Source organism: Herbaspirillum sp. GW822-FHT03A08, assembly GCF_058801885.1.
In genome coordinates this window covers 619,592-638,650 of record NZ_JBXANR010000003.1, presented here as the reverse complement: position 1 = coordinate 638,650, position 19,059 = coordinate 619,592, and the positions used below count along the sequence as shown (strand labels likewise).

The 19,059-nt window shown below is 55.7% G+C and carries 18 protein-coding genes; 1 reads left to right on the top strand and 17 read right to left on the bottom strand.

Annotated features, from left to right (window positions below; all coding sequences use genetic code 11):
- Window positions 1-150: 150 nt before the first annotated feature.
- Window positions 151-2,508, bottom strand: a complete 2,358-nt coding sequence (ppsA, locus tag AC1RN6_RS12080; RefSeq protein ID WP_493005895.1) for a phosphoenolpyruvate synthase — start codon at window positions 2,506-2,508, stop codon at window positions 151-153.
- Window positions 2,509-2,907: 399 nt separating this feature from the next.
- Between ppsA and ppsR the strand changes: the two genes are divergently transcribed.
- Window positions 2,908-3,762, top strand: coding sequence for a posphoenolpyruvate synthetase regulatory kinase/phosphorylase PpsR (gene ppsR, locus AC1RN6_RS12075; RefSeq protein WP_493005563.1), 855 nt, complete (start codon window positions 2,908-2,910; stop codon window positions 3,760-3,762).
- 27 nt (window positions 3,763-3,789) lie between these two features.
- Here the strand turns inward: ppsR and AC1RN6_RS12070 are convergent, their stop codons facing one another.
- From AC1RN6_RS12070 to tsf, 16 genes are all read right to left on the bottom strand, one after another.
- Window positions 3,790-4,245 (bottom strand): DUF6314 family protein, encoded by a 456-nt coding sequence (locus AC1RN6_RS12070; protein ID WP_493005562.1) that lies wholly within the window; start codon window positions 4,243-4,245, stop codon window positions 3,790-3,792.
- Window positions 4,246-4,290: 45 nt separating this feature from the next.
- Window positions 4,291-5,082, bottom strand: coding sequence for a TrmH family RNA methyltransferase (locus AC1RN6_RS12065; RefSeq protein ID WP_493005560.1), 792 nt, complete (start codon window positions 5,080-5,082; stop codon window positions 4,291-4,293).
- A 9-nt stretch (window positions 5,083-5,091) separates the two neighbouring features.
- Entirely contained in the window at window positions 5,092-5,715 is a 624-nt protein-coding gene (gene rnhB, locus AC1RN6_RS12060) for a ribonuclease HII (protein ID WP_493005558.1), read from the bottom strand.
- A gap of 5 nt (window positions 5,716-5,720) precedes the next feature.
- Window positions 5,721-6,872 (bottom strand): lipid-A-disaccharide synthase, encoded by a 1,152-nt coding sequence (lpxB, locus tag AC1RN6_RS12055; RefSeq protein WP_493005894.1) that lies wholly within the window; start codon window positions 6,870-6,872, stop codon window positions 5,721-5,723.
- Between the two features lie 13 nt (window positions 6,873-6,885).
- Window positions 6,886-7,674: an acyl-ACP--UDP-N-acetylglucosamine O-acyltransferase gene (gene lpxA / locus AC1RN6_RS12050; RefSeq protein ID WP_493005556.1), complete on the bottom strand. Its 789-nt coding sequence runs from the start codon at window positions 7,672-7,674 to the stop codon at window positions 6,886-6,888.
- 3 nt (window positions 7,675-7,677) lie between these two features.
- Window positions 7,678-8,142, bottom strand: coding sequence for a 3-hydroxyacyl-ACP dehydratase FabZ (fabZ, locus tag AC1RN6_RS12045; protein WP_050477075.1), 465 nt, complete (start codon window positions 8,140-8,142; stop codon window positions 7,678-7,680).
- Complete coding sequence (gene lpxD / locus AC1RN6_RS12040) at window positions 8,135-9,211, bottom strand: UDP-3-O-(3-hydroxymyristoyl)glucosamine N-acyltransferase (protein ID WP_493005554.1); 1,077 nt, start codon at window positions 9,209-9,211, stop codon at window positions 8,135-8,137. Before lpxD ends, fabZ begins: the two co-directional genes overlap by 8 nt.
- A 105-nt stretch (window positions 9,212-9,316) precedes the next feature.
- Window positions 9,317-9,838: an OmpH/Skp family outer membrane protein gene (locus tag AC1RN6_RS12035; protein ID WP_493005553.1), complete on the bottom strand. Its 522-nt coding sequence runs from the start codon at window positions 9,836-9,838 to the stop codon at window positions 9,317-9,319.
- A gap of 45 nt (window positions 9,839-9,883) precedes the next feature.
- Complete coding sequence (gene bamA, locus AC1RN6_RS12030) at window positions 9,884-12,259, bottom strand: outer membrane protein assembly factor BamA (RefSeq protein ID WP_493005551.1); 2,376 nt, start codon at window positions 12,257-12,259, stop codon at window positions 9,884-9,886.
- A gap of 106 nt (window positions 12,260-12,365) precedes the next feature.
- The gene (gene rseP, locus AC1RN6_RS12025) at window positions 12,366-13,730 is read right to left on the bottom strand and encodes an RIP metalloprotease RseP (RefSeq protein WP_493005550.1); all 1,365 of its coding nucleotides are present in this window, start codon (window positions 13,728-13,730) and stop codon (window positions 12,366-12,368) included.
- Window positions 13,727-14,899: a 1-deoxy-D-xylulose-5-phosphate reductoisomerase gene (gene ispC / locus AC1RN6_RS12020; RefSeq protein ID WP_493005548.1), complete on the bottom strand. Its 1,173-nt coding sequence runs from the start codon at window positions 14,897-14,899 to the stop codon at window positions 13,727-13,729. The genes rseP and ispC overlap by 4 nt, the downstream gene beginning before the upstream one ends.
- 7 nt (window positions 14,900-14,906) lie before the next feature.
- On the bottom strand, window positions 14,907-15,722 hold the full coding sequence (locus tag AC1RN6_RS12015; protein ID WP_493005893.1) for a phosphatidate cytidylyltransferase: 816 nt from the start codon (window positions 15,720-15,722) through the stop codon (window positions 14,907-14,909).
- Window positions 15,722-16,480 (bottom strand): polyprenyl diphosphate synthase, encoded by a 759-nt coding sequence (uppS, locus tag AC1RN6_RS12010; RefSeq protein ID WP_493005546.1) that lies wholly within the window; start codon window positions 16,478-16,480, stop codon window positions 15,722-15,724. The genes AC1RN6_RS12015 and uppS overlap by 1 nt, the downstream gene beginning before the upstream one ends.
- 102 nt (window positions 16,481-16,582) lie before the next feature.
- Window positions 16,583-17,143, bottom strand: coding sequence for a ribosome recycling factor (gene frr / locus AC1RN6_RS12005; RefSeq protein WP_007875766.1), 561 nt, complete (start codon window positions 17,141-17,143; stop codon window positions 16,583-16,585).
- A gap of 53 nt (window positions 17,144-17,196) precedes the next feature.
- On the bottom strand, window positions 17,197-17,913 hold the full coding sequence (gene pyrH / locus AC1RN6_RS12000) for a UMP kinase (RefSeq protein ID WP_050477082.1): 717 nt from the start codon (window positions 17,911-17,913) through the stop codon (window positions 17,197-17,199).
- Between the two features lie 259 nt (window positions 17,914-18,172).
- Window positions 18,173-19,057, bottom strand: a complete 885-nt coding sequence (tsf, locus tag AC1RN6_RS11995; RefSeq protein ID WP_493005542.1) for a translation elongation factor Ts — start codon at window positions 19,055-19,057, stop codon at window positions 18,173-18,175.
- Window positions 19,058-19,059 lie beyond the last annotated feature (2 nt).

Below are 19,059 nucleotides of genomic sequence, written 5' to 3'. Positions count from 1 at the left end.
TTCCTTTTTATGTGACGCAAGCCGCTGCTTGCTGGCAAGACTTTAACAGCCTATTGGCCGATATTGCTCAAAAACAAAAACGCGGGCATAAAGCCCGCGTTTTTTTGAGACCAGACAAGCGAACTTGTCTGGGTTAGACCTTATTGGCGCTTACTTAGTGCCAGCCAGTTTCTGCCATGTGTCGATAACTGAATCAGGATTCAGCGAAATCGATTCGATACCCTGCTTCATCAGCCATTCCGCAAAGTCCGGATGATCCGAAGGTCCTTGACCGCAGATACCGACGTACTTGCCCTTGGCCAGGCAAGTCGAAATCACCTTGGTCAACAACGCTTGCAACGCCGGATCACGTTCGTCAAAATCCGCTGCCAGCAATTCCATGCCGGAGTCGCGGTCCAGGCCCAGCGTCAGCTGCGTCAGATCGTTGGAACCGATCGAGAAGCCGTCAAAGAATTCCAGGAACTGTTCGGCCAGAATCGCATTGGACGGCACTTCGCACATCATGATGACGCGCAGACCGTTTTCGCCGCGTGTCAGACCGTTCTTGCCGAGCAGGTTGATGACCTTTTCCGCTTGTCCCAGAGTACGGACGAACGGCACCATGATCTCGACGTTGGTCAGACCCATGTCGTTACGCACGCGCTTCATGGCCTGGCATTCCATTTCGAATGCTTCGGCGAAATCGGCGGCCAGATAACGTGCAGCGCCGCGGAAACCCAGCATTGGATTTTCTTCGTCCGGCTCGTAGCGCGAACCGCCGATCAGTTTCTTGTACTCATTCGACTTGAAGTCGGACAAGCGCACGATGACTGGCTTGGGCCAGAACGCTGCCGCGATAGTCGCAATGCCCTCCGCAAGTTTGTCGACGTAGAACGCCTTCGGCGATGCGTGACCGCGTGCGACGGATTCAACAGCTTTCTTCAGGTCGGCATCAATGTTCGGGTATTCCAGAATCGCCTTCGGATGCACGCCGATATTGTTGTTGATGATGAATTCCAGACGCGCCAGACCGACGCCGCCATTTGGAATCGACTGGAAGTCGAATGCCAGTTGCGGATTGCCGACGTTCATCATGATCTTCAACGGAATCGGAGGCAGCTCGCCGCGTGCGACTTCGGTGATCTCGGTTTCCAGCAGACCGTCATAGATCTTGCCTTCGTCGCCTTCAGCGCAGGAAACGGTGACCAGGTTGCCGTCTTTCAGAATATCGGTGGCGTCGCCACAACCAACCACTGCCGGCACACCCAGTTCACGCGCAATAATCGCCGCGTGGCAGGTACGGCCGCCTCGATTGGTGACGATGGCGGCAGCGCGCTTCATGACCGGTTCCCAGTTCGGGTCGGTCATATCGGCGACCAGCACGTCGCCGGGTTGCACACGTTCCATTTCGGAAGCGTCGCGAATCACGCGCACCGGACCGGCGCCGATCTTCTGACCGATAGCGCGGCCGGTTGCCAGCACAGCGCTGGAACCCTTGAGTTTGAAACGTTGCTGCGCGTCGGTCGCCTTTTGCTGCGACTTCACGGTTTCCGGACGCGCCTGCAGGATGTACAGCTTGCCGTCGCGGCCGTCCTTACCCCATTCGATGTCCATCGGGCGCTGATAGTGCTTCTCGATGATGGTGGCGTATTTCGCCAGTTCGACGATTTCGGCGTCGTTGAGCGAATAGCGGTTGCGCATTTCAACCGGCACATCAACCGTCTTGACCGAGCGGCCGGCCTTGGCTTCACCGGTAAATTCCATCTTGATCAGTTTGGAGCCGATGTTGCGGCGGATGATGGGCAGCTTGCCTTGCTCCAGCATCGGCTTGTGGACGTAGAACTCGTCCGGATTGACCGCGCCCTGCACCACTGTTTCGCCCAGACCATAGCTGGATGTGATGAAGACCACATCCTTGAAGCCCGATTCAGTGTCGATGGTGAACATCACGCCAGCAGCGCCAACGTCGGAGCGCACCATGCGTTGCACGCCGGCCGACAGCGCGACTTCTGCATGGGTAAAACCCTTGTGGACGCGATACGAAATCGCACGGTCGTTGTACAGCGAAGCGAACACGTGTTTCATCGCTTCGAGCACGTTGTCGATGCCGACCACGTTCAGGAAAGTTTCTTGCTGACCGGCAAAGGATGCGTCCGGCAAATCTTCAGCAGTAGCGGACGAGCGCACGGCGAAAGACATCTCGCCGGTGGAATCGGCAACCAGTTGATCGTAGAAGGATTTGATCTGCTGTTCCAGTGCGGGCTGGAAAGGCGTGTCGATAATCCATTGACGAATCTCCGCACCGGCTTGCGCCAATGCACGCACATCTTCGATATCCAGCGTTACGAGACGATCTGCAATGCGTTGGGCCAGCGTTGCGCCGCCATTTGCACTGTGTTCCAGAAAGTCGCGGAAAGCCTGCGCCGTTGTGGCAAAACCACCTGGCACGCGGACTCCGGCACCGGCCAGCTGGCTGATCATTTCACCCAGCGACGCGTTCTTGCCGCCGACGGACTCGACATCCGTCATGCGAAGATTTTCAAAGGAGACTACGTATGCTGCCCCCTGGGTAGAACCCATATTTACTGCGTTGGACATAACAACCTCTAGTTTGATGATAAGAAATCTTCGCGCGGCCGGCAGTCGTCATTTGTTCTTTGTTATTTTTGGACGAAGGCGACATAATCGATACAGCGGCTGGGCTCAACATCTGATGCAGGTTCTGATACATGAGCTGACATAATTGGCGCGCGGCAGTTCCGGCGGTGTTTGCAAAGGCAAACATCCAGAGGGATTCGGTCAACTTGCGCAGCACTGTCAGGATCATTTTGAGCTAGCTTCTCAATCTGTTGCATGGCATTTTACAGGGTAGCCAGCAAATTTTTCATCTGACCCGTTATTTTTTATTGTTTTCTTTCCAACAACACTATGCTCGATCTCGCACCGCCTGCCTGCCCTGTTCCATTGCCACCGGCCAACCGTACCGTCTTCTTTGTTTCTGACGGTACCGGCATCACGGCGGAAACTCTGGGGCACTCCGTCCTCAGCCAGTTCGAGCTGCGCTTCAAGCAAGTTCGCCTGCCTTTCGTTGACACGCTGGACAAGGCCTACGACGCCACTCGCCGTATTAATGAAGTGGCTGAAAACGATGGCAAGGCGCCGATCGTCTTCTCGACACTCGTCAAGGCCGACCTGTCGGCAGTCATCCGCCAGTCCAAGGCGATGCACATGGACCTGTTCCAAACCTTCGTCGAACCGCTGGAGCAGGAGCTTGGCGTGAAGTCGACACACACCATCGGCCGCAGCCACAATACGGCCGATTCGGAGGAATACAAAAACCGCATCGAGGCGATCAATTTTTCGCTGGCGCACGACGACGGTCAATCGAACAAGAATCTGGCCAGCGCCGACGTCATCCTGGTGGGGGTGTCACGTTCCGGCAAGACGCCGACCAGCCTGTATCTCGCCATGCAATACGGCATCAAAGCCGCAAACTATCCACTGATTCCAGAAGATTTCGAACGTGACAAACTGCCGAGCGGGCTGGTGAATTTCAAGAAGAAGATTTTCGGCCTGACGATTGCCCCGGAACGGCTGTCAGAAGTGCGTAACGAGCGCCGTCCGGGCAGCAAGTACGCTGCCATCGAAAATTGCCGTTATGAAGTCAACGAAGCCGAAAAAATGATGCGACGCGAAGGCATACGATGGATGTCGTCCACCGCCAAATCGATCGAAGAAATTGCGGCCACGATTCTGCAGGAAATCAAACCGGAAACGCGCTAATCCCGGCTCGCTTGAAGCCCGCGCAGATCAGCCGGTTACTCTCGTGAACTGCGTGTATAGCAGATAGTCTTTATGCGGCCCTTCGATGCGCGTATGCAGGTCGAAGCGGTCCGTATCAATCAACACATAATGGCCGTCATAACGATCGAGAAGGCAGAGATGCGCCTCCAGCGGCAATAGCGCTTTTTGCGCCGGATCGTATCGGTAGCTCTGATAAGCCTGCCCCGCCTGCATGCCATCAGCAAATGCGACATGGACGATGTCGTCGGCTACCTGATAGTCGAAGCGCCGTGAGAACGACACCACACGTTGATCGGCAGCCAGGCGCAACTGTCCTGACTCCTTGTAGTGCAAACGATGTTCTTCGCCGGGATGGAATTCGGCCTTGCCGTCAGCTTCGCCAATGACAATCTTGTCGACGCCAAGCATGCTGCGCGTGAAGCGCCAGTTTCCTTTGAAATAAGAATGGAGATCAGGATGCATGCAGGCCTCCTTCTGCGCCATCAATACTGACCGGGCAAACCGCGCTCAGCGGCCGCCCTGCCTTTGCCGGGCTTGTTCAAAGAAACATACGGCAGCCGCTGCGGCGACGTTGAGCGACTCCATCTGCCCAAGATGGGGGATCACTACTTTGACGCCGGCTGCGTCCATCAGATCATCAGCGACGCCCTGCCCTTCGTGACCGAACAGCCAGGCGACTTCTTGCGTGAGATCGATCTGATAGATGGTTTCCTCTGCATAGGAACTGGTCGCAAGTACCGGAATCTTGCTGGCCTTGCTCAAGCTCAATAAATCGACGCCTTCAAAAATCTGAAGCAGGAAATGCGCGCCCATGCCGGCACGCAGTACTTTCGGTGACCAGGCCGCGACCGTACCGGCCGAACAGAATACCTGGCGAATGCCGGCGGCGGCGGCGCTGCGCAAGATTGATCCGAGATTGCCTGGATCCTGCAGGCCGTCGAGCAAAACTGCCGACGTCGTCAGCATTGCCGGTGCCTGCGGCTGCGGCGTCGCAATCACGAGCAACAAACCAACGCCATTTTCTACCTGGCTCAAGGCCTGATACAACGCATCCGGCAGACAAATACATTGGCTACCGGCAGCTTCACATTGCGCCAGCACCGGCGCAACCTCGGCATGATAAAGCGCACTCTCGGCGACAACGCACAACTCGGGGATACCCGCTTGCTGTAAATACACCTCCGCGAGATGTACGCCATCAAGCAGGCTGCGCCCGGATCTGCGGCGCGCCTGTGCACTGGTGGCGAGCTGCTTGAGTTCCTTATACAGCCCATTGTCGCGAGAGGAAATCGACTTCATCGGCAATCCTCAGTTCTTGACCAGTAAGGCTCGCACCGGCGCATAAGACCTGCGATGCACCGGCGACACGCCGTGCAAGCGCAGGCGTTCCAGGTGCAAGGCGGTCGGATATCCCTTGTGCTGATCAAAAGCGTAGTGCGGATATTGGTCATGCAACACTCGCAAAGCAGTGTCACGAGCGGTCTTGGCAAGAATCGACGCAGCCGAAATTGCAGGCACTTTGTCATCGCCCTTGACGATGGCCTCGGAACGGATCGCCATCACCGGACAGCGATTACCGTCAATCAGGGCAAGCGTAGGAATGGTCCGCAATGCCTCTACCGCCCGGCGCATGGCGAGCATGCTGGCATGCAGAATATTGAGCTGATCGATTTCATCTTCAGAACATTCCGCAATCGCCCAGGCGATCGCATATTCCTTGATTTCAAGCGCCAATGCGTCACGGCTGGCTTCACTCAGTTTTTTGGAGTCCCGCAAGCCGATGATAGGACGTGCAGGATCGAGAATGACTGCAGAAGCGAAGACCGGTCCCGCCAGGGGGCCACGGCCGGCCTCATCGACGCCGCAGACAATTTCGCCGGCATAGTCGTCAAGCGCGAACAAGGACAAATTTGTATCGTTTTTCTTGGCCATATCGCCTAAGTTCCTTGCGCAAAACGCGTCTGCTGACGATCCAGCAATGTACAGACAGCCTGAGCGCTGAGGCTGGCGGTATCTCGCAACAACGAATGATGCATATCGGTAAACCGCTGGCGCAGGCTTTGCAGGTGAGCAGGATCGTCGAGCTGCTTCCACAGTGCATCCGCCAGCGCTTGCGGCGTGGCAGCGCCCTGCAACAATTCAGGAACAAGATACTCGCGCGCCAGGATATTCGGCAAACCGACCCAAGGCTGATAATTCATGTGCCGCATGATTTCATAGGAGGCACGCATCATCTTGTAGGCGATCACCATCGGCTTCTTGTAGAGCGCGACTTCGAGCGACGCCGTACCGGAGGCGACCAGGACCGCGTCTGCCGCTGCCATTGCCGCATGTGATTGTCCATTGATGATCTGGATGTCCAGCTCGGTGTAATTATTTTCTATGATCAATTGCTCGAAATACGCACGCTGCTTTTCACCAGCCATGGGCGCGACAAATTGCAATTCCGGTTCGCGCTGCCTGAGCAAGCGGGCGGCGCCAAGAAAACTCGCTGTGTTGTACTTGAGCTCCGACATGCGGCTGCCGGGAAGAATGGCGACTACGCGACGATCCTGCTGCAAGCCTAAGGCTGTACGCGCCGCGGCCTGATCGGACTCCATGGGAATAACTTCCGCCAGCGGATGTCCGACATAGGTCACCGGCACGCCGGCCTTACGGTAGATTTCTTCCTCGAACGGAAAAATCACCAGCATGTGCGACACCGCACGTGCAATCTTTTTGATACGTCCACCACGCCAGGCCCAGATTTGCGGCCCGATGAAATGCATGGTCGGAATGCCGGCCTCGCGCAACTGCTGTTCAAGCCCCAGATTGAAGCCGCCATAATCGACGCCAATGAAAACCGCCGGACGTTCTGCCATCAGTTGATCGCGCAAGGCGTTCTGGATCCCCTTGATTTCACGGTAGCGCGGAATGACTTCGAACAGGCCGCGGACAGTCAGTTTGTCCATCGGCCAGTCGCTGATGAAACCCTGCTCTGCCATATGCGGACCGCCGATGCCATGCAGGCGTGCATCCGGCAAACGCGGACGCAGGCCGGACAGCAACCGGCTCGCCAGCAGGTCACCCGAGCTTTCGCCGGCGACCATGGCGATCGACATCTTATCGGATGATGCCACGAGAGGAGGATGCGATGAATTCACGCATCTGGCGGATGTGTGCGGCGGACTCGGGGGATTTTTCTTCTTGCAGCAGCAATTCCTGCTTGGCTTCTTCCAGCGGCAGGCTGGAACGATAGATGGCTTTGTACGCACGCTTGATTGCTGCGATCTGCTCCGGCGTAAAACCACGGCGCTTCAGGCCTTCGCTATTAATGCCGGCAGGCACGGCGCGATTGCCTGCTGCCGTCACAAACGGCGGGATATCCTGGCTTACCGCCGCCGTAAACGCCGTCATGGCGTGCGCACCGATGTGGCAAAACTGATGCACAGACGTAAAGCCGCCGAGAAATACCCAGTCGCCCAGATGCACGTGACCTGCAAGCGTGGCGTTGTTTGCCAGAATGATGTTGTTTCCCAACTGGCAATCGTGTGCAATATGCACGTACGCCATGATCCAGTTGTCGTCGCCAATGCGGGTCACACCCGCATCCTGCGTGGTTCCCAGATTAAAGGTGACGAATTCGCGAATGGTGTTGCGATCGCCGATTTCCAGACGGGTCGGTTCACCCGCATATTTCTTATCCTGCGGCGCAGCACCCAGGGAAGCAAACTGGAAAATCTGATTATCGCGGCCGATGGTTGTATGGCCTTCGATCACGACGTGCGGACCGATTTTCGTACCCGCATCGATGCGCACGTTGGCGCCGATCACCGAATAGGCCCCGACCTCGACCGTTGAATCGAGCTGAGCGCCCGACTCAATGACGGCGGTAGGATGAATACGCGACATGGCTTAGCCTGCCTGGCTGGCGTCGTTGGCGTTGCGCATGGTGCACATAAGGTCGCCTTCGACTGCAACCTGACCGTCAACGGTCGCGACCGCTTTGTACTTCCAGATACCGCGGGCACGACGGGTAATTTCCACGTGCATCTTCAACTGGTCGCCCGGCTCCACCGGACGCTTGAAGCGCGCGTTATCGATACCGACGAAATACACGACAGTATTGGCGTCCGGCTTGCGACCTTCGGTCAGGAAAGACAGCAAAGCCGCGGTCTGCGCCAGCGCTTCGATCATCAATACGCCCGGCATCACTGGCTTGTGTGGAAAATGGCCGTTGAAAAACTCTTCGTTGACGGTCACGTTCTTGATGGCGGTGATGTCCTTGCCGCTTTCCCAGGTGAGGACGCGATCCACCAATAACAGCGGATAACGGTGCGGGAGGTATTCTTTGATTTGATTGATATCGAGACTAGTCATTTTTTTGCTCAGTATTTTGCTCAGTATGCGGCTCTGTAAGCGATTTGATCGTTTTTTCCAACGCACGGATTTTCTCACGCATTGTGCTCAGATTGCGCACCAATGCTGCGGATTTTTCCCATTCTCCGTGCTTGGCGATAGGATAAAAGCCGGTATATTGCCCTGGCTCCAGGATGGAACGAAGCGCCAGCGTGCCCGCAGAGACGTGCACCTTGTCGGCAATCGTAATATGGCCGTGAATCATTGCAGCACCGCCGATCGAGCAATATTTGCCGATTTTGGCGCTGCCGGCGATACCGGCACAGGCCGCAATCGCTGTATGCGCGCCGATATGGCAGTTGTGCGCGATCTGAATCTGGTTGTCTAGCTTGACCCCGTCTTCCAGTACGGTGTCGGATAAAGCGCCGCGATCTATAGTCGTATTGGCGCCGATTTCGACATCATTGCCAATGACGACTCTGCCCACCTGAGGAATTTTGATCCAGGCGCCGCCTTCGTTGGCAAAACCGAAACCGTCCGCACCGATCACGACTCCTGAATGCACGATGCCGCGCTCGCCGATTTCGCAGCCGGCGTGAAACGTCACGCGTGCATAGAAGTGCGTATCAGCGCCAATGCGCGCATTGCGTCCCACATAGCTGCCGGCATCTATCACGACGCGCTCGCCAATGATCGCACCGGCCTCGATGACGACTTGCGGCCCGATGGTCGCACTTGCCGCCACTTGCGCCGTATCATCCACACAAGCGCTGCGATGGACACCGGCTGTCACTGGCACAGCAGCCTGTGCCGCAAATAACTGCGCTGCACGGGCAAAATAGGCGTAGGGATTCTTGACGACAATGCGTGCGCCCGAATAGCCGGCGACAGCTGCATCATCCACTTCAGACAAAATCAAGACCGCAGCTTGCGTCTGCTCTGCCTGGGATCGGAACTTGGGATTGGAGAGGAAGGTGACATGCGACGATGTCGCACCATCCAAAGGCGCGATGCCGCTGACATCAATCTGTGCATCGCCTTTTAGCTGGCCACCCAAGCGTTCGACCAACTGTTCTAGCCGAATACTCATTTTGGCCTTCTTAGATTATTGCACTACCTGCTCAAGCAGCGCAGATTGGCGATTTCTCTTCGGGACAATCTGCGTGCCTGGGGTAAGCATGATATTTGAACCGGCTTACTTCGCCAGCTCTTTCAGAACCTTGTCGGTGATATCGATACGCTTGCTGGCATAGACGGCTTCCTGGAAGACGATATCGTATTTTTCTGCTTCAGCGATCTGGCGAATCACCTTGTTGGTGCGCTCCAGAACAACCGACAACTCTTCATTGCGGCGTTGATTCAGGTCTTCACGGAATTCACGTTGCTTGCGTTGAAACTCCTTGTCGATATCACCAAGGTCGCGCTGACGTTTGACGCGCTCCGACTCGGACAAAACCGCCGCATCCTTATCCAGCTTGTCGGACTGCGCTTTCAGGCGTGCAGCCATGTCTGCGATATCTTTTTCGCGCTTGGCAAACTCAGCTTCCAACTTGGTTTGTGCGGCCTTAGCAGGCACGGCTTCACGGAAGATACGCTCGGTGCTGACGAAAGCGATTTTCGATTCTTGTGCCTGCACATTTGCAAACGACAACATGCCGACAGCCAGAGTCGCAGCTTGGATCGACATCAATGATTTAGTAATAAACTTCAAGATCATTCTCCGTAATACAGATTTCTATTATGCCATGAGCTGATCGGCTGATCAGAACCCGGTTCCCAGTTGGAACTGGAAGTTTTGCGCCTTATCGCCGGTCTTCGCGTTCAACGGCTTACCATAGCTAAGCTTCAGAGGACCGATCGGCGAGATCCAGCTGATACCAAAACCAGTCGAATAGCGCAGATCGTTGATTTTAATACGCTCTCCATCGGCAAACACGTTACCGCCGTCAACGAAGGTAAACCAGCGCAAACTGCGGTCCTGACCCGAACCAGGGAATGGGAATTGCAATTCCACGTTGGCAACCAGACGCGATGCGCCACCCATGGAGTCGCCATACTGGTCTTTCAGGTTACCCAAAGAGGAGGCCTCGTATCCGCGGACGGTACCAATACCACCTGCGTAGTAGTTCTTGAAGATTGGATAAGGCTTGCCGCCAAAGCCCTTACCGTAATCCACTTCGCCATTCCATGCCAGCGTCGCAGCGTTGCTCCAGAACGGTTGGAAGTACTGGTGCTGATAGGTCGCACGATAGTACTGCAAGGTGCCGATGCCCGACACTTCCAGATTGGCGCGCTGGTAGACGCCTTTGGTCGGGACCAATGCGCTGTCGCGACTGTCGCGCTGCCATGCGACGGTCAGCGGGAAGCTGGTGGTAGTAGCAGTACCGATACCGCAATTGGCGTCATTGATGACATCACAACCAGCAACGCTACCGGGGCCTGAACCAAAGTCGCGTACATATTGACGATACAAGCTTGGGCTCGTGCTGTCAGTATCAACCTTGGTATTTTCAACACCGACGCCGAAGAAAACGCGATCCAGCTCAGAAAACGGCACGCCAAACTTGACGCTGCCGCCAATGGTTTTCACGCGGTAATCACCGGTAGTGTACGCAGACGGACGAATCGTACGCAGGAATACTTCATACGTGCGGCTGATGCCATCATCCGTAAAGTAGGGATTCGTCTGAGAAACAGCGATCGTACGATAACGCGAACTTGTATTGACTTCGATACCGACGGTATTACCGCTACCGAACGCATTTTCCTGAGAAATCGAACCCGTCAGACTCAGCTTGTCGGTTTGCGAGAAGCCGGCACCGATCATGATGTTACCGGTTGGCTTTTCTTCCACCTTCATATTGACGTCAATCTGGTCGGTGCTATTCGGCACTTCCGGCGTCTCAATGGTGACTTCCTTGAAATAGCCAAGACGGTCGACACGGTCGCGCGACAATTTGATTTTCTCGCCGTCGTACCAAGAGTCTTCAAATTGACGGAACTCACGGCGAATGACTTCGTCGCGGGTCTTGGTATTGCCAGCGATATTGATATGGCGAACATACACACGCTTGCCAGGGTCGACCATGATGGTAAACGCGACTTCTTTCTTCTCGCGATCGACGTTCGGATTTGCATTGACGTTGGCAAACGCGTAGCCGAAATTGCCCAGACGTTCGCCGATCTTCTTGGTGCTGTCTGTGAGCTTGGTACCGGAATACACGTCGCCTTTTTTCAGCTGAACCAAAGCGTTCAGATCGTCCTGCATACCAAACATTTCGCCATCAAGCTTGATGTCGGAGACAGTGTACTTTTCACCTTCATTGATATTGATGGTGATGTAGATGTCTTTCTTGTCAGGCGTAATCGAGACCTGAGTAGACTCGATTTGCATTTCGAGATAGCCGCGATCCAGATAATAGGAGCGCAGGGACTCGATATCGCCAGACAGCTTTTGTTTGGAGTATTGGTCGGCCTTGGTGTACCAGGTAAACCAGCCGGGTGTCGTCAACTTCAGTTGATCACGCAAATTGCCGTCGGAGAACGCCTTGTTGCCAACGATGTTGATTTGCTTGATGCGCGAGACGTCGCCTTCATCCACAGCGAAACTCACCGCGACACGGTTACGCTCAACCGGTGTAATGGTCGTAGTGACCTTCGCGCCGTACAAGCCACGCGACAAATATTGACGCTTGAGTTCTTGCTCTGCACGATCGACTTGCGATTTGTCGAAGATACGCGATTCCGCAACGCCGATTTCCTTCAGCGCTTTGGTAAGTTGTTCCTTGTCGAATTCCTTGATACCGGTGAAGTCGACGCTGGCAATCGCCGGACGCTCTTCCACTTGCACCACAAGCACATCGCCTTCAGCCTCAACACGCACGTCCTTGAAGAAACCGGTAGCGTACAGCGCCTTGATCGCAGCCGTGCCTTTTTCATCAGTGAAGGTGTCGCCCACTCGCACCGGCAAGTAGCTGAACACGGTGCCTGCTTCGGTACGTTGAATGCCTTCGACACGAATGTCCTTGACCACGAACGGTTCGACGGCGAATGCCTGATTGCAAAGGGCAAGCGCAGCAACGGCGATCAGGCTACGGGAAAAGGTCGGTGCAGGGAAATGCGCGGAATGTAAGTTCATTAGCTATCGTTTATTAACTATGTTTTTGCCGACAATTTTTTACAATCGTCGAACATATGTAAAGTCAAAAGCCATCCTTGCCATCAGGACGGCTTGCGACGAATCCTTAAAACATCAGACGAACAATGTCGTTGAATGCCGCAACGATCATCAATGTCATCAAAATACCCAGACCAGCACGTTGAGCAATTTCCCCAAAGCGCTCAGAAACAGGACGTCCGGTCAAAATCTCCAGCGAATAATACAGCAAATGGCCGCCATCTAAAACCGGGATGGGAAGCAGGTTCATTACACCGAGACTAATGCTGATAAACGCAATGAAGCTCAGATAGCTCACCAACCCGACTTTGGCGGTCTGCCCGGCGTAATCGGCTATGGTAATCGGGCCGGTAATATTTTTCCATGAAACCTGGCCGACGATCATTTTTCCGATCATCTTCAGCGTCATTGTGCTGGTGTCCCAGGTCTTCTGAGCACCCTTGGCAATCGCCGTCCATGGTGCATCGCTGACGACAATCATTTCCGGCGCCAACGGCACTTCCACCTTGATGCGGCCTATCGTCTGCCCATTGTCACTTAACGTATCAGGCGTCACCTGAATGCGGAATTCACTCTGACCACGCATACCGTGCAGCAGCAAGGGCTTACCGGGAGAAGACCGCACCAGTTCGACCAGCGCCAGACCGTCTTTGATCGGCGTACCGTTCACGTCGAGAATCAGATCGCCTTTTTGCAAGCCCGCCTGCATCGCAGGGCCATCCATAATCTTGCCAAGAATGGCAGGAGGACGCGCCAGCGTCAGACCAAGTTTCGCCAGGAAGTCACTTTCGAGATCCTTGCTGGATACACCATCTAGCGTCAAATTGACCGAATCCAGCAACTTGCCGCCGTTAAGCCCGTTGTTGACACGTTCCACATCCAGGCGTGCCGGCGCTTTTTCGAGCACGTGCTGCATCAGTTCCCAGCGCACTTCCGACCACGCCTGAACAGGCACTCCGTTAATCGCAGTAATGGTCTCGCCGCCACGCAGGCCCGCCTGATAAGCCGCAGTCTGCTCCGCCATCGGACGCAGCTTGGGGACTGGCTCAGGAATGCCATGCATGAACAAGCCGGCAAACAGAAGAATGGCCAGAATGAAATTGGCCACCGGGCCGGCAGCAACAATCGCAATACGGCGCCAGACGGACTGCCGGGTGAATTCGCGCTTGAGATCCTGCGCGGACATTTCGCTGACATCCTGCTCGCGGGCATCGAGCATCTTGACGTAGCCGCCCAGCGGCAAAATCGACAAGGCCCATTCGGTCTGATCCCGGCCAAAGCGACGTGAATAGATTACACGCCCCATACCGACGGAGAAACGCAAGACCTTGACGCCACACAAGCGCGCGACCCAGTAATGCCCCAGCTCATGAACGACAACAAGCGTACCAAGCGCGACCGCGAAGGCCAGCAGAGTGTGCAGCAGGTTCATGACAACAGGAGGGAGTGCGCGATCGAACGTGCTTGCTGATCTTGTTCAATCAGGGCATCGATATCGACAACAGGGCCATGGGGAAGTTTGTCCATGACGCGGGCGATCACTTGATCAATCATGCGGAATCCGATTTCTTGATTCAGGAATGCCTGGACAGCAACTTCGTTGGCGGCGTTGAGAATCGCCGCCGAACTGCCCCCGGCTTGCAGTGCATCATACGCCAGTTTAAGACACGGAAAACGCCCGAAATCCGGACGCTCGAAAAATAACTGCCCGATCTGGGCCAGATCCAGCTGCGCGACCCCGGATTCGATCCGTTCCGGGTAGGCCAGCGCATTGGCAATGGGAGTACGCATATCCGGGTTGCCCAGTTGTGCCAATACGGAGCCGTCAATGTAGGACACCATCGAATGAATCACGCTTTGCGGATGAATCATGACCTCGATCTTGTCGGCCGGCGCGCCGAACAGCCAGTGCGCCTCGATGACTTCCAGCCCTTTGTTCATCATGGTGGCGGAATCCACCGAAATCTTGCGCCCCATGACCCACTTCGGATGCGCCACCGCCTCTTCCGGTGTCACGCTGTCCAGCGTAGCAACGTCACGCTTGAGGAACGGGCCGCCTGAGGCGGTCAACAGAATCTTGGAGATCCCGGCGCCTGGTAGCGAACGACGATAGTCGTGCGGCAAACACTGAAAAATAGCGTTGTGCTCGCTATCAATGGGCAACAAAGTCGCCTTGTGCTGGGCCACAGCATCAATCAGCAACTGGCCCGACATGACCAGCGCCTCCTTGTTGGCCAGCAGAATCTTTTTGCCGGTGCGCGCGGCTGCCAGCGTGGACGCCAAACCTGCCGCACCGACGATTGCCGCCATGACAATGTCGCACTCCGCAGCGCTGGCAACGTCGCATAGCGCTTGCGCCCCGTACAACACCTCCGTGCGCAACTGGCTGGCCCTGAGCTTTTGCTGCAACTCCTGCGCTGCCTGCGCCGTACCTACCACGGCCAACTTGGGATGAAAACGCGCGCACTGCTCTGCCAGCTCATCCACACGTGAATGGGCGGTCAAGGCATAGACACGATAACGATCGGGATGGCGCGCAACGACATCCAGCGTAGAAACGCCAATAGAACCGGTAGAACCGAGAACGGCAATTGCCTGCATGAAATTCCTACAACCAGAGATCGATCAGTGCCGCCAGCGGCAAAACCGGGATCAAGGCATCGATCCGATCCAATACACCGCCGTGACCAGGCAACAAATTGCTACTGTCCTTGAACCCGGCGCGGCGCTTCAATTGCGACTCAAACAAATCACCGACAACACTGGCAGCGACCAGCAAAGTCATGACGACGATGAAACCGGGCCAGCCAAAGCGCTCATACAAACGTCCAGAAAACGTATCGCCGTCGAGATACATGACAACAGCAGCAGCAATCACCAGAACTGCAAGCCACCCGCCGACAGCGCCTTCCCAGGATTTTCCCGGAGAAATCGATGGCGCCAGCTTGTGCCGGCCGAATCCCTTGCCGGCAAAATAAGCACCAATATCCGCTACCCAGACGATTGCCATGACCGATAACAGATACAAAGGAGAATGTTGAAACAGGGAAACAATGGCAATAAAACAACCCATGAGCGCCAGCGTATAAGTCACGCTGAGCAGGCGGTTTCCGGAAGTCCCCAGCGCCGGCAGGCCGAGTTTCAACGCTGGCACAAAGCGGATAACCCACAATGCCACGCACAAAGCGAACACGCTACGCACACTCGGCAAGCCGTACACGAAAACGATGATCGCATAGCCGACAGCCCAAAAGCCCGCCCAGACCTGCGGCCGCGAGAGGCGGAACAAGCGCAGCCCTTCCCATGTGCCGGCAGCAAAAAACGCCAACGTCACCGCTGCAAACGCAAAGAAATTATTCAAAAAGAGGATAGGCAACAAAATTGCCAGGAGAACCAACGCTGTGATGACACGCGTTTTTAGCATCAGGAGGCCTTTTTCTGCTCGACCAATTGCTCGCTGGTGCGACCGAAACGCCGTTCGCGCTGGCGATAGGAATCGATCGCCTTGTCCAGCTCCACCCCATCGAAATCGGGCCAATAGGTCTCAGTAAAATACAGTTCGCTGTAGGCAAGTTGCCACAGCAGGAAGTTGGAGATGCGCTCTTCGCCACCGGTACGGACAAACAAATCCGGCTCGGGAGCATAAGCCATCGCCAAATGGGGAGTCAATTGCTCTTCGGAAAAATCGGTAGCGCCAGGCTGCTCTTTAAGCATCTTGCCAACGGCTTGCATGATGTCCCAGCGACCGCCGTAATTGGCGCAAATCGTCAGCGTCAGCCTCGTATTGCCAGCAGTCTGCGCCTCGGCCTTGGCGACCATATCCTGCAGCTTGGCATCGAATCGACCGAGGTCGCCCACCACACGCAGACGAATGTTGTTTGCGTGCATCTTGCTGACTTCGCGCTCCAGCGCCGTCATGAACAAACGCATCAGCAACGAGACTTCATCGGCCGGACGACGCCAGTTTTCAGAGCTGAACGCAAACAGCGTCAGGTATTCCACGCCGCGCTGCGAACATGCCTCGACGATCGTGCGTACGGCCTCGACCCCCTTGACGTGCCCTGCCACGCGCGGCAAAAAGCGTTTGGTCGCCCAACGCCCATTGCCATCCATGATGATGGCAACGTGGCGCGGCACCGCGGAAACCGGCGGCACCGCCTGGGTTGAGCTTTTATGAGTCATACAGTGTAAAAATCCGGGTGAGCGATGTTGCCGGCGCCGGCCTGACCAGCCTGGCGGCGCCACATCGAATGAATCATCGCATAAGCTGCAGCGACAACGCGCCTACACCGTCAGAACTTCTTTTTCTTTTTCTGCCACCAGCTTGTCGACTTCGGCGACAAACTTGTCGGTCAGCTTCTGGATATCGTCCTGTCCGCGACGCTCGTCGTCTTCCGAACAAACCTTGTCCTTGACCAGCTTCTTCAAACCTTCATTGGCATCACGGCGGATGTTGCGGATCGAAATCTTGGTATCTTCCGCTTCGCCCTTGACCAGCTTGACCATTTCCTTGCGGCGCTCTTCGGTCAGCGGCGGCGTCGGTACGCGGATCAATTCGCCCTGTGTGGCAGGATTCAGGCCCAGATCGGCTTCCCGAATCGCCTTCTCGACGGCGGCCAGCATCTTCTTTTCATAAGGCTGTACGCCGATGGTGCGGGCGTCGATCAGCGTCAGATTGGCGACTTGCGACAATTGCGTCGGCGAACCGTAGTAGTCGACCTGGACGTGATCCAGGATACCTGTGTGGGCGCGACCGGTACGTACTTTAGCCAGATCGGCGCGCAGCGACTCGATCGACTTGGTCATTTTTTGTTCGGTGCTCTTTTTAACGTCAGCGATGGTCATGCTGCTCTCCTATCATTTGAAACTATCTTACAGTATTCGAAAAACTTAATTATTTACACGTGCACCAAAGTACCTTCGTCTTCACCCAACACGACGCGCTTGAGCGCGCCGGGCTTGACGATGGAAAACACCTTGATCGGCAGCTTCTGATCGCGGCACAGCGCGAATGCAGTTGCGTCCATGACTTGCAAATGCTTGGCGATTGCTTCGTCAAACGTGATGGTGCTGTAACGCGTCGCTGAAGGATCCTTCTTCGGATCGGCAGTATAAACGCCATCCACCTTGGTGGCCTTCAAAACGATCTGTGCGCCGATTTCCGAGCCGCGCAATGCCGCTGCGGTATCGGTCGTAAAAAATGGGTTGCCGGTACCTGCGGCAAATACGACGATTTTGCCTTCTTCCAGGTATTGCAGGGCCTTGGGCCGAACATAGGGTTCCACGACCTGCTCAATGCCGATCGCCGACATGACACGGGCAGTCAGGCCGGCCTGGCGCATGGCATCGGCCAGCGCGAGGGAGTTCATGACCGTTGCCAGCATGCCCATGTAATCGGCTGTGGCGCGATCCATGCCTTGTGCGCCGGGCGCTACGCCGCGGAAGATGTTGCCGCCGCCGATGACGATGGCCAGCTCGACTCCCAACTGGCTGATCTCCGCCACGTCGGCGACCATGCGCTCGATGGTGGCGCGGTTGATGCCGTAGGCATCATCGCCCATCAGGGCTTCGCCGGAAAGTTTGAGGAGTACGCGCTTATAGGCTGGTGTCGTCATGTGCTGGGCTCCGTTTGCTATCCGATTAACTGATTCTGTCCGTCCTGCTTACTGCCTGCAGCTCACCGCCTACTGCTTCAGCGAGGTACTACACAGGCGAGGACGTTATTGTATGCTGCCGTACTCTACCGCCGGGGACTTGCTTACATTTTGAAATGCCTGCTGACACAGACATTTCCAACTATTTCCTGCCAGCCCCGCCGCCTCCCCAAATCGAGAGGCTTAAAAAAACGGGCCTCTCGGCCCGCTTTCCTGTTTCTTACTGCGCTTGCTTGGCGGCAGCAACCTGGGCTGCCACTTCTGCTGCGAAGTCATCCTGCTTCTTCTCGATGCCTTCACCCACCACATACATGGTGAACGACTTGACCGAAGTATTCGCGGCCTTCAGCATTTGTTCAACAGTTTGCTTGTCGTTTTTCACGAAAGACTGGTTGAACAGCGACACTTCCTTCAGGTACTTCTGCACCGAACCGTCAACCATCTTGGCAACGATGTCAGCAGGCTTGCCGGATTCAGCAGCCTTCAGTGTTGCCACCGAACGCTCTTTTTCGATCAGATCGGCAGGAACCTGGTCCGACGACAGTGCAACCGGCTTCATCGCTGCGATGTGCATCGCAACGTCTTTACCGACTTGTTCGTCAGCGCCATCGAAGTCGACAACAACGCCGATACGCGTGCCGTGCAGGTAGGAAACCAGCTTGCCGGCTGTTTCAAAGCGTTGAAAACGACGGATCGACATGTTTTCGCCGATACGGCCAACCAGTTCAGTACGGGTTTCTTCAACTGTCTTTTCGCCCAGTGGCAGTGCGGCCAATGCAGCCAGATCAGCAGGATTTTTTTCTGCGATCAGCTTGGCGACGGAGTTTGCCAGACCGATGAATTCATCGTTCTTGGTAACGAAGTCGGTTTCGCAGTTGATTTCGACCAGGGCGCCAACGCCGCCAGCGATATAAGTTGCTACAACGCCTTCAGCAGTCACGCGGGAGGAAGCCTTGGATGCCTTGCTGCCCAGCTTGACGCGCAGAATTTCTTCAGCACGCGCCATATCGCCATCAGCTTCTGTCAGTGCCTTCTTGCATTCCATCATCGGCGCGTCGGTCTTCGCGCGCAGTTCGCCTACCAGTGCTGCGGTAATTGCCGCCATAT

What these genes read in the sequence shown, in the direction of transcription:
- ppsA (WP_493005895.1), bottom strand. Translation starts at nt 2,508, where the DNA reads ATGACGGATGTCGAGTCCGTCGGCGGCAAGAACGCGTCGCTGGGTGAA.
- ppsR (WP_493005563.1), top strand. Translation starts at nt 2,908, where the DNA reads ATGCTCGATCTCGCACCGCCTGCCTGCCCTGTTCCATTGCCACCGGCC.
- AC1RN6_RS12070 (WP_493005562.1), bottom strand. Translation starts at nt 4,245, where the DNA reads ATGCATCCTGATCTCCATTCTTATTTCAAAGGAAACTGGCGCTTCACG.
- AC1RN6_RS12065 (WP_493005560.1), bottom strand. Translation starts at nt 5,082, where the DNA reads ATGAAGTCGATTTCCTCTCGCGACAATGGGCTGTATAAGGAACTCAAG.
- rnhB (WP_493005558.1), bottom strand. Translation starts at nt 5,715, where the DNA reads ATGGCCAAGAAAAACGATACAAATTTGTCCTTGTTCGCGCTTGACGAC.
- lpxB (WP_493005894.1), bottom strand. Translation starts at nt 6,872, where the DNA reads ATGGTCGCCGGCGAAAGCTCGGGTGACCTGCTGGCGAGCCGGTTGCTG.
- lpxA (WP_493005556.1), bottom strand. Translation starts at nt 7,674, where the DNA reads ATGTCGCGTATTCATCCTACCGCCGTCATTGAGTCGGGCGCTCAGCTC.
- fabZ (WP_050477075.1), bottom strand. Translation starts at nt 8,142, where the DNA reads ATGACTAGTCTCGATATCAATCAAATCAAAGAATACCTCCCGCACCGT.
- lpxD (WP_493005554.1), bottom strand. Translation starts at nt 9,211, where the DNA reads ATGAGTATTCGGCTAGAACAGTTGGTCGAACGCTTGGGTGGCCAGCTA.
- AC1RN6_RS12035 (WP_493005553.1), bottom strand. Translation starts at nt 9,838, where the DNA reads ATGATCTTGAAGTTTATTACTAAATCATTGATGTCGATCCAAGCTGCG.
- bamA (WP_493005551.1), bottom strand. Translation starts at nt 12,259, where the DNA reads ATGAACTTACATTCCGCGCATTTCCCTGCACCGACCTTTTCCCGTAGC.
- rseP (WP_493005550.1), bottom strand. Translation starts at nt 13,730, where the DNA reads ATGAACCTGCTGCACACTCTGCTGGCCTTCGCGGTCGCGCTTGGTACG.
- ispC (WP_493005548.1), bottom strand. Translation starts at nt 14,899, where the DNA reads ATGCAGGCAATTGCCGTTCTCGGTTCTACCGGTTCTATTGGCGTTTCT.
- AC1RN6_RS12015 (WP_493005893.1), bottom strand. Translation starts at nt 15,722, where the DNA reads ATGCTAAAAACGCGTGTCATCACAGCGTTGGTTCTCCTGGCAATTTTG.
- uppS (WP_493005546.1), bottom strand. Translation starts at nt 16,480, where the DNA reads ATGACTCATAAAAGCTCAACCCAGGCGGTGCCGCCGGTTTCCGCGGTG.
- frr (WP_007875766.1), bottom strand. Translation starts at nt 17,143, where the DNA reads ATGACCATCGCTGACGTTAAAAAGAGCACCGAACAAAAAATGACCAAG.
- pyrH (WP_050477082.1), bottom strand. Translation starts at nt 17,913, where the DNA reads ATGACGACACCAGCCTATAAGCGCGTACTCCTCAAACTTTCCGGCGAA.
- tsf (WP_493005542.1), bottom strand. Translation starts at nt 19,057, where the DNA reads ATGGCGGCAATTACCGCAGCACTGGTAGGCGAACTGCGCGCGAAGACC.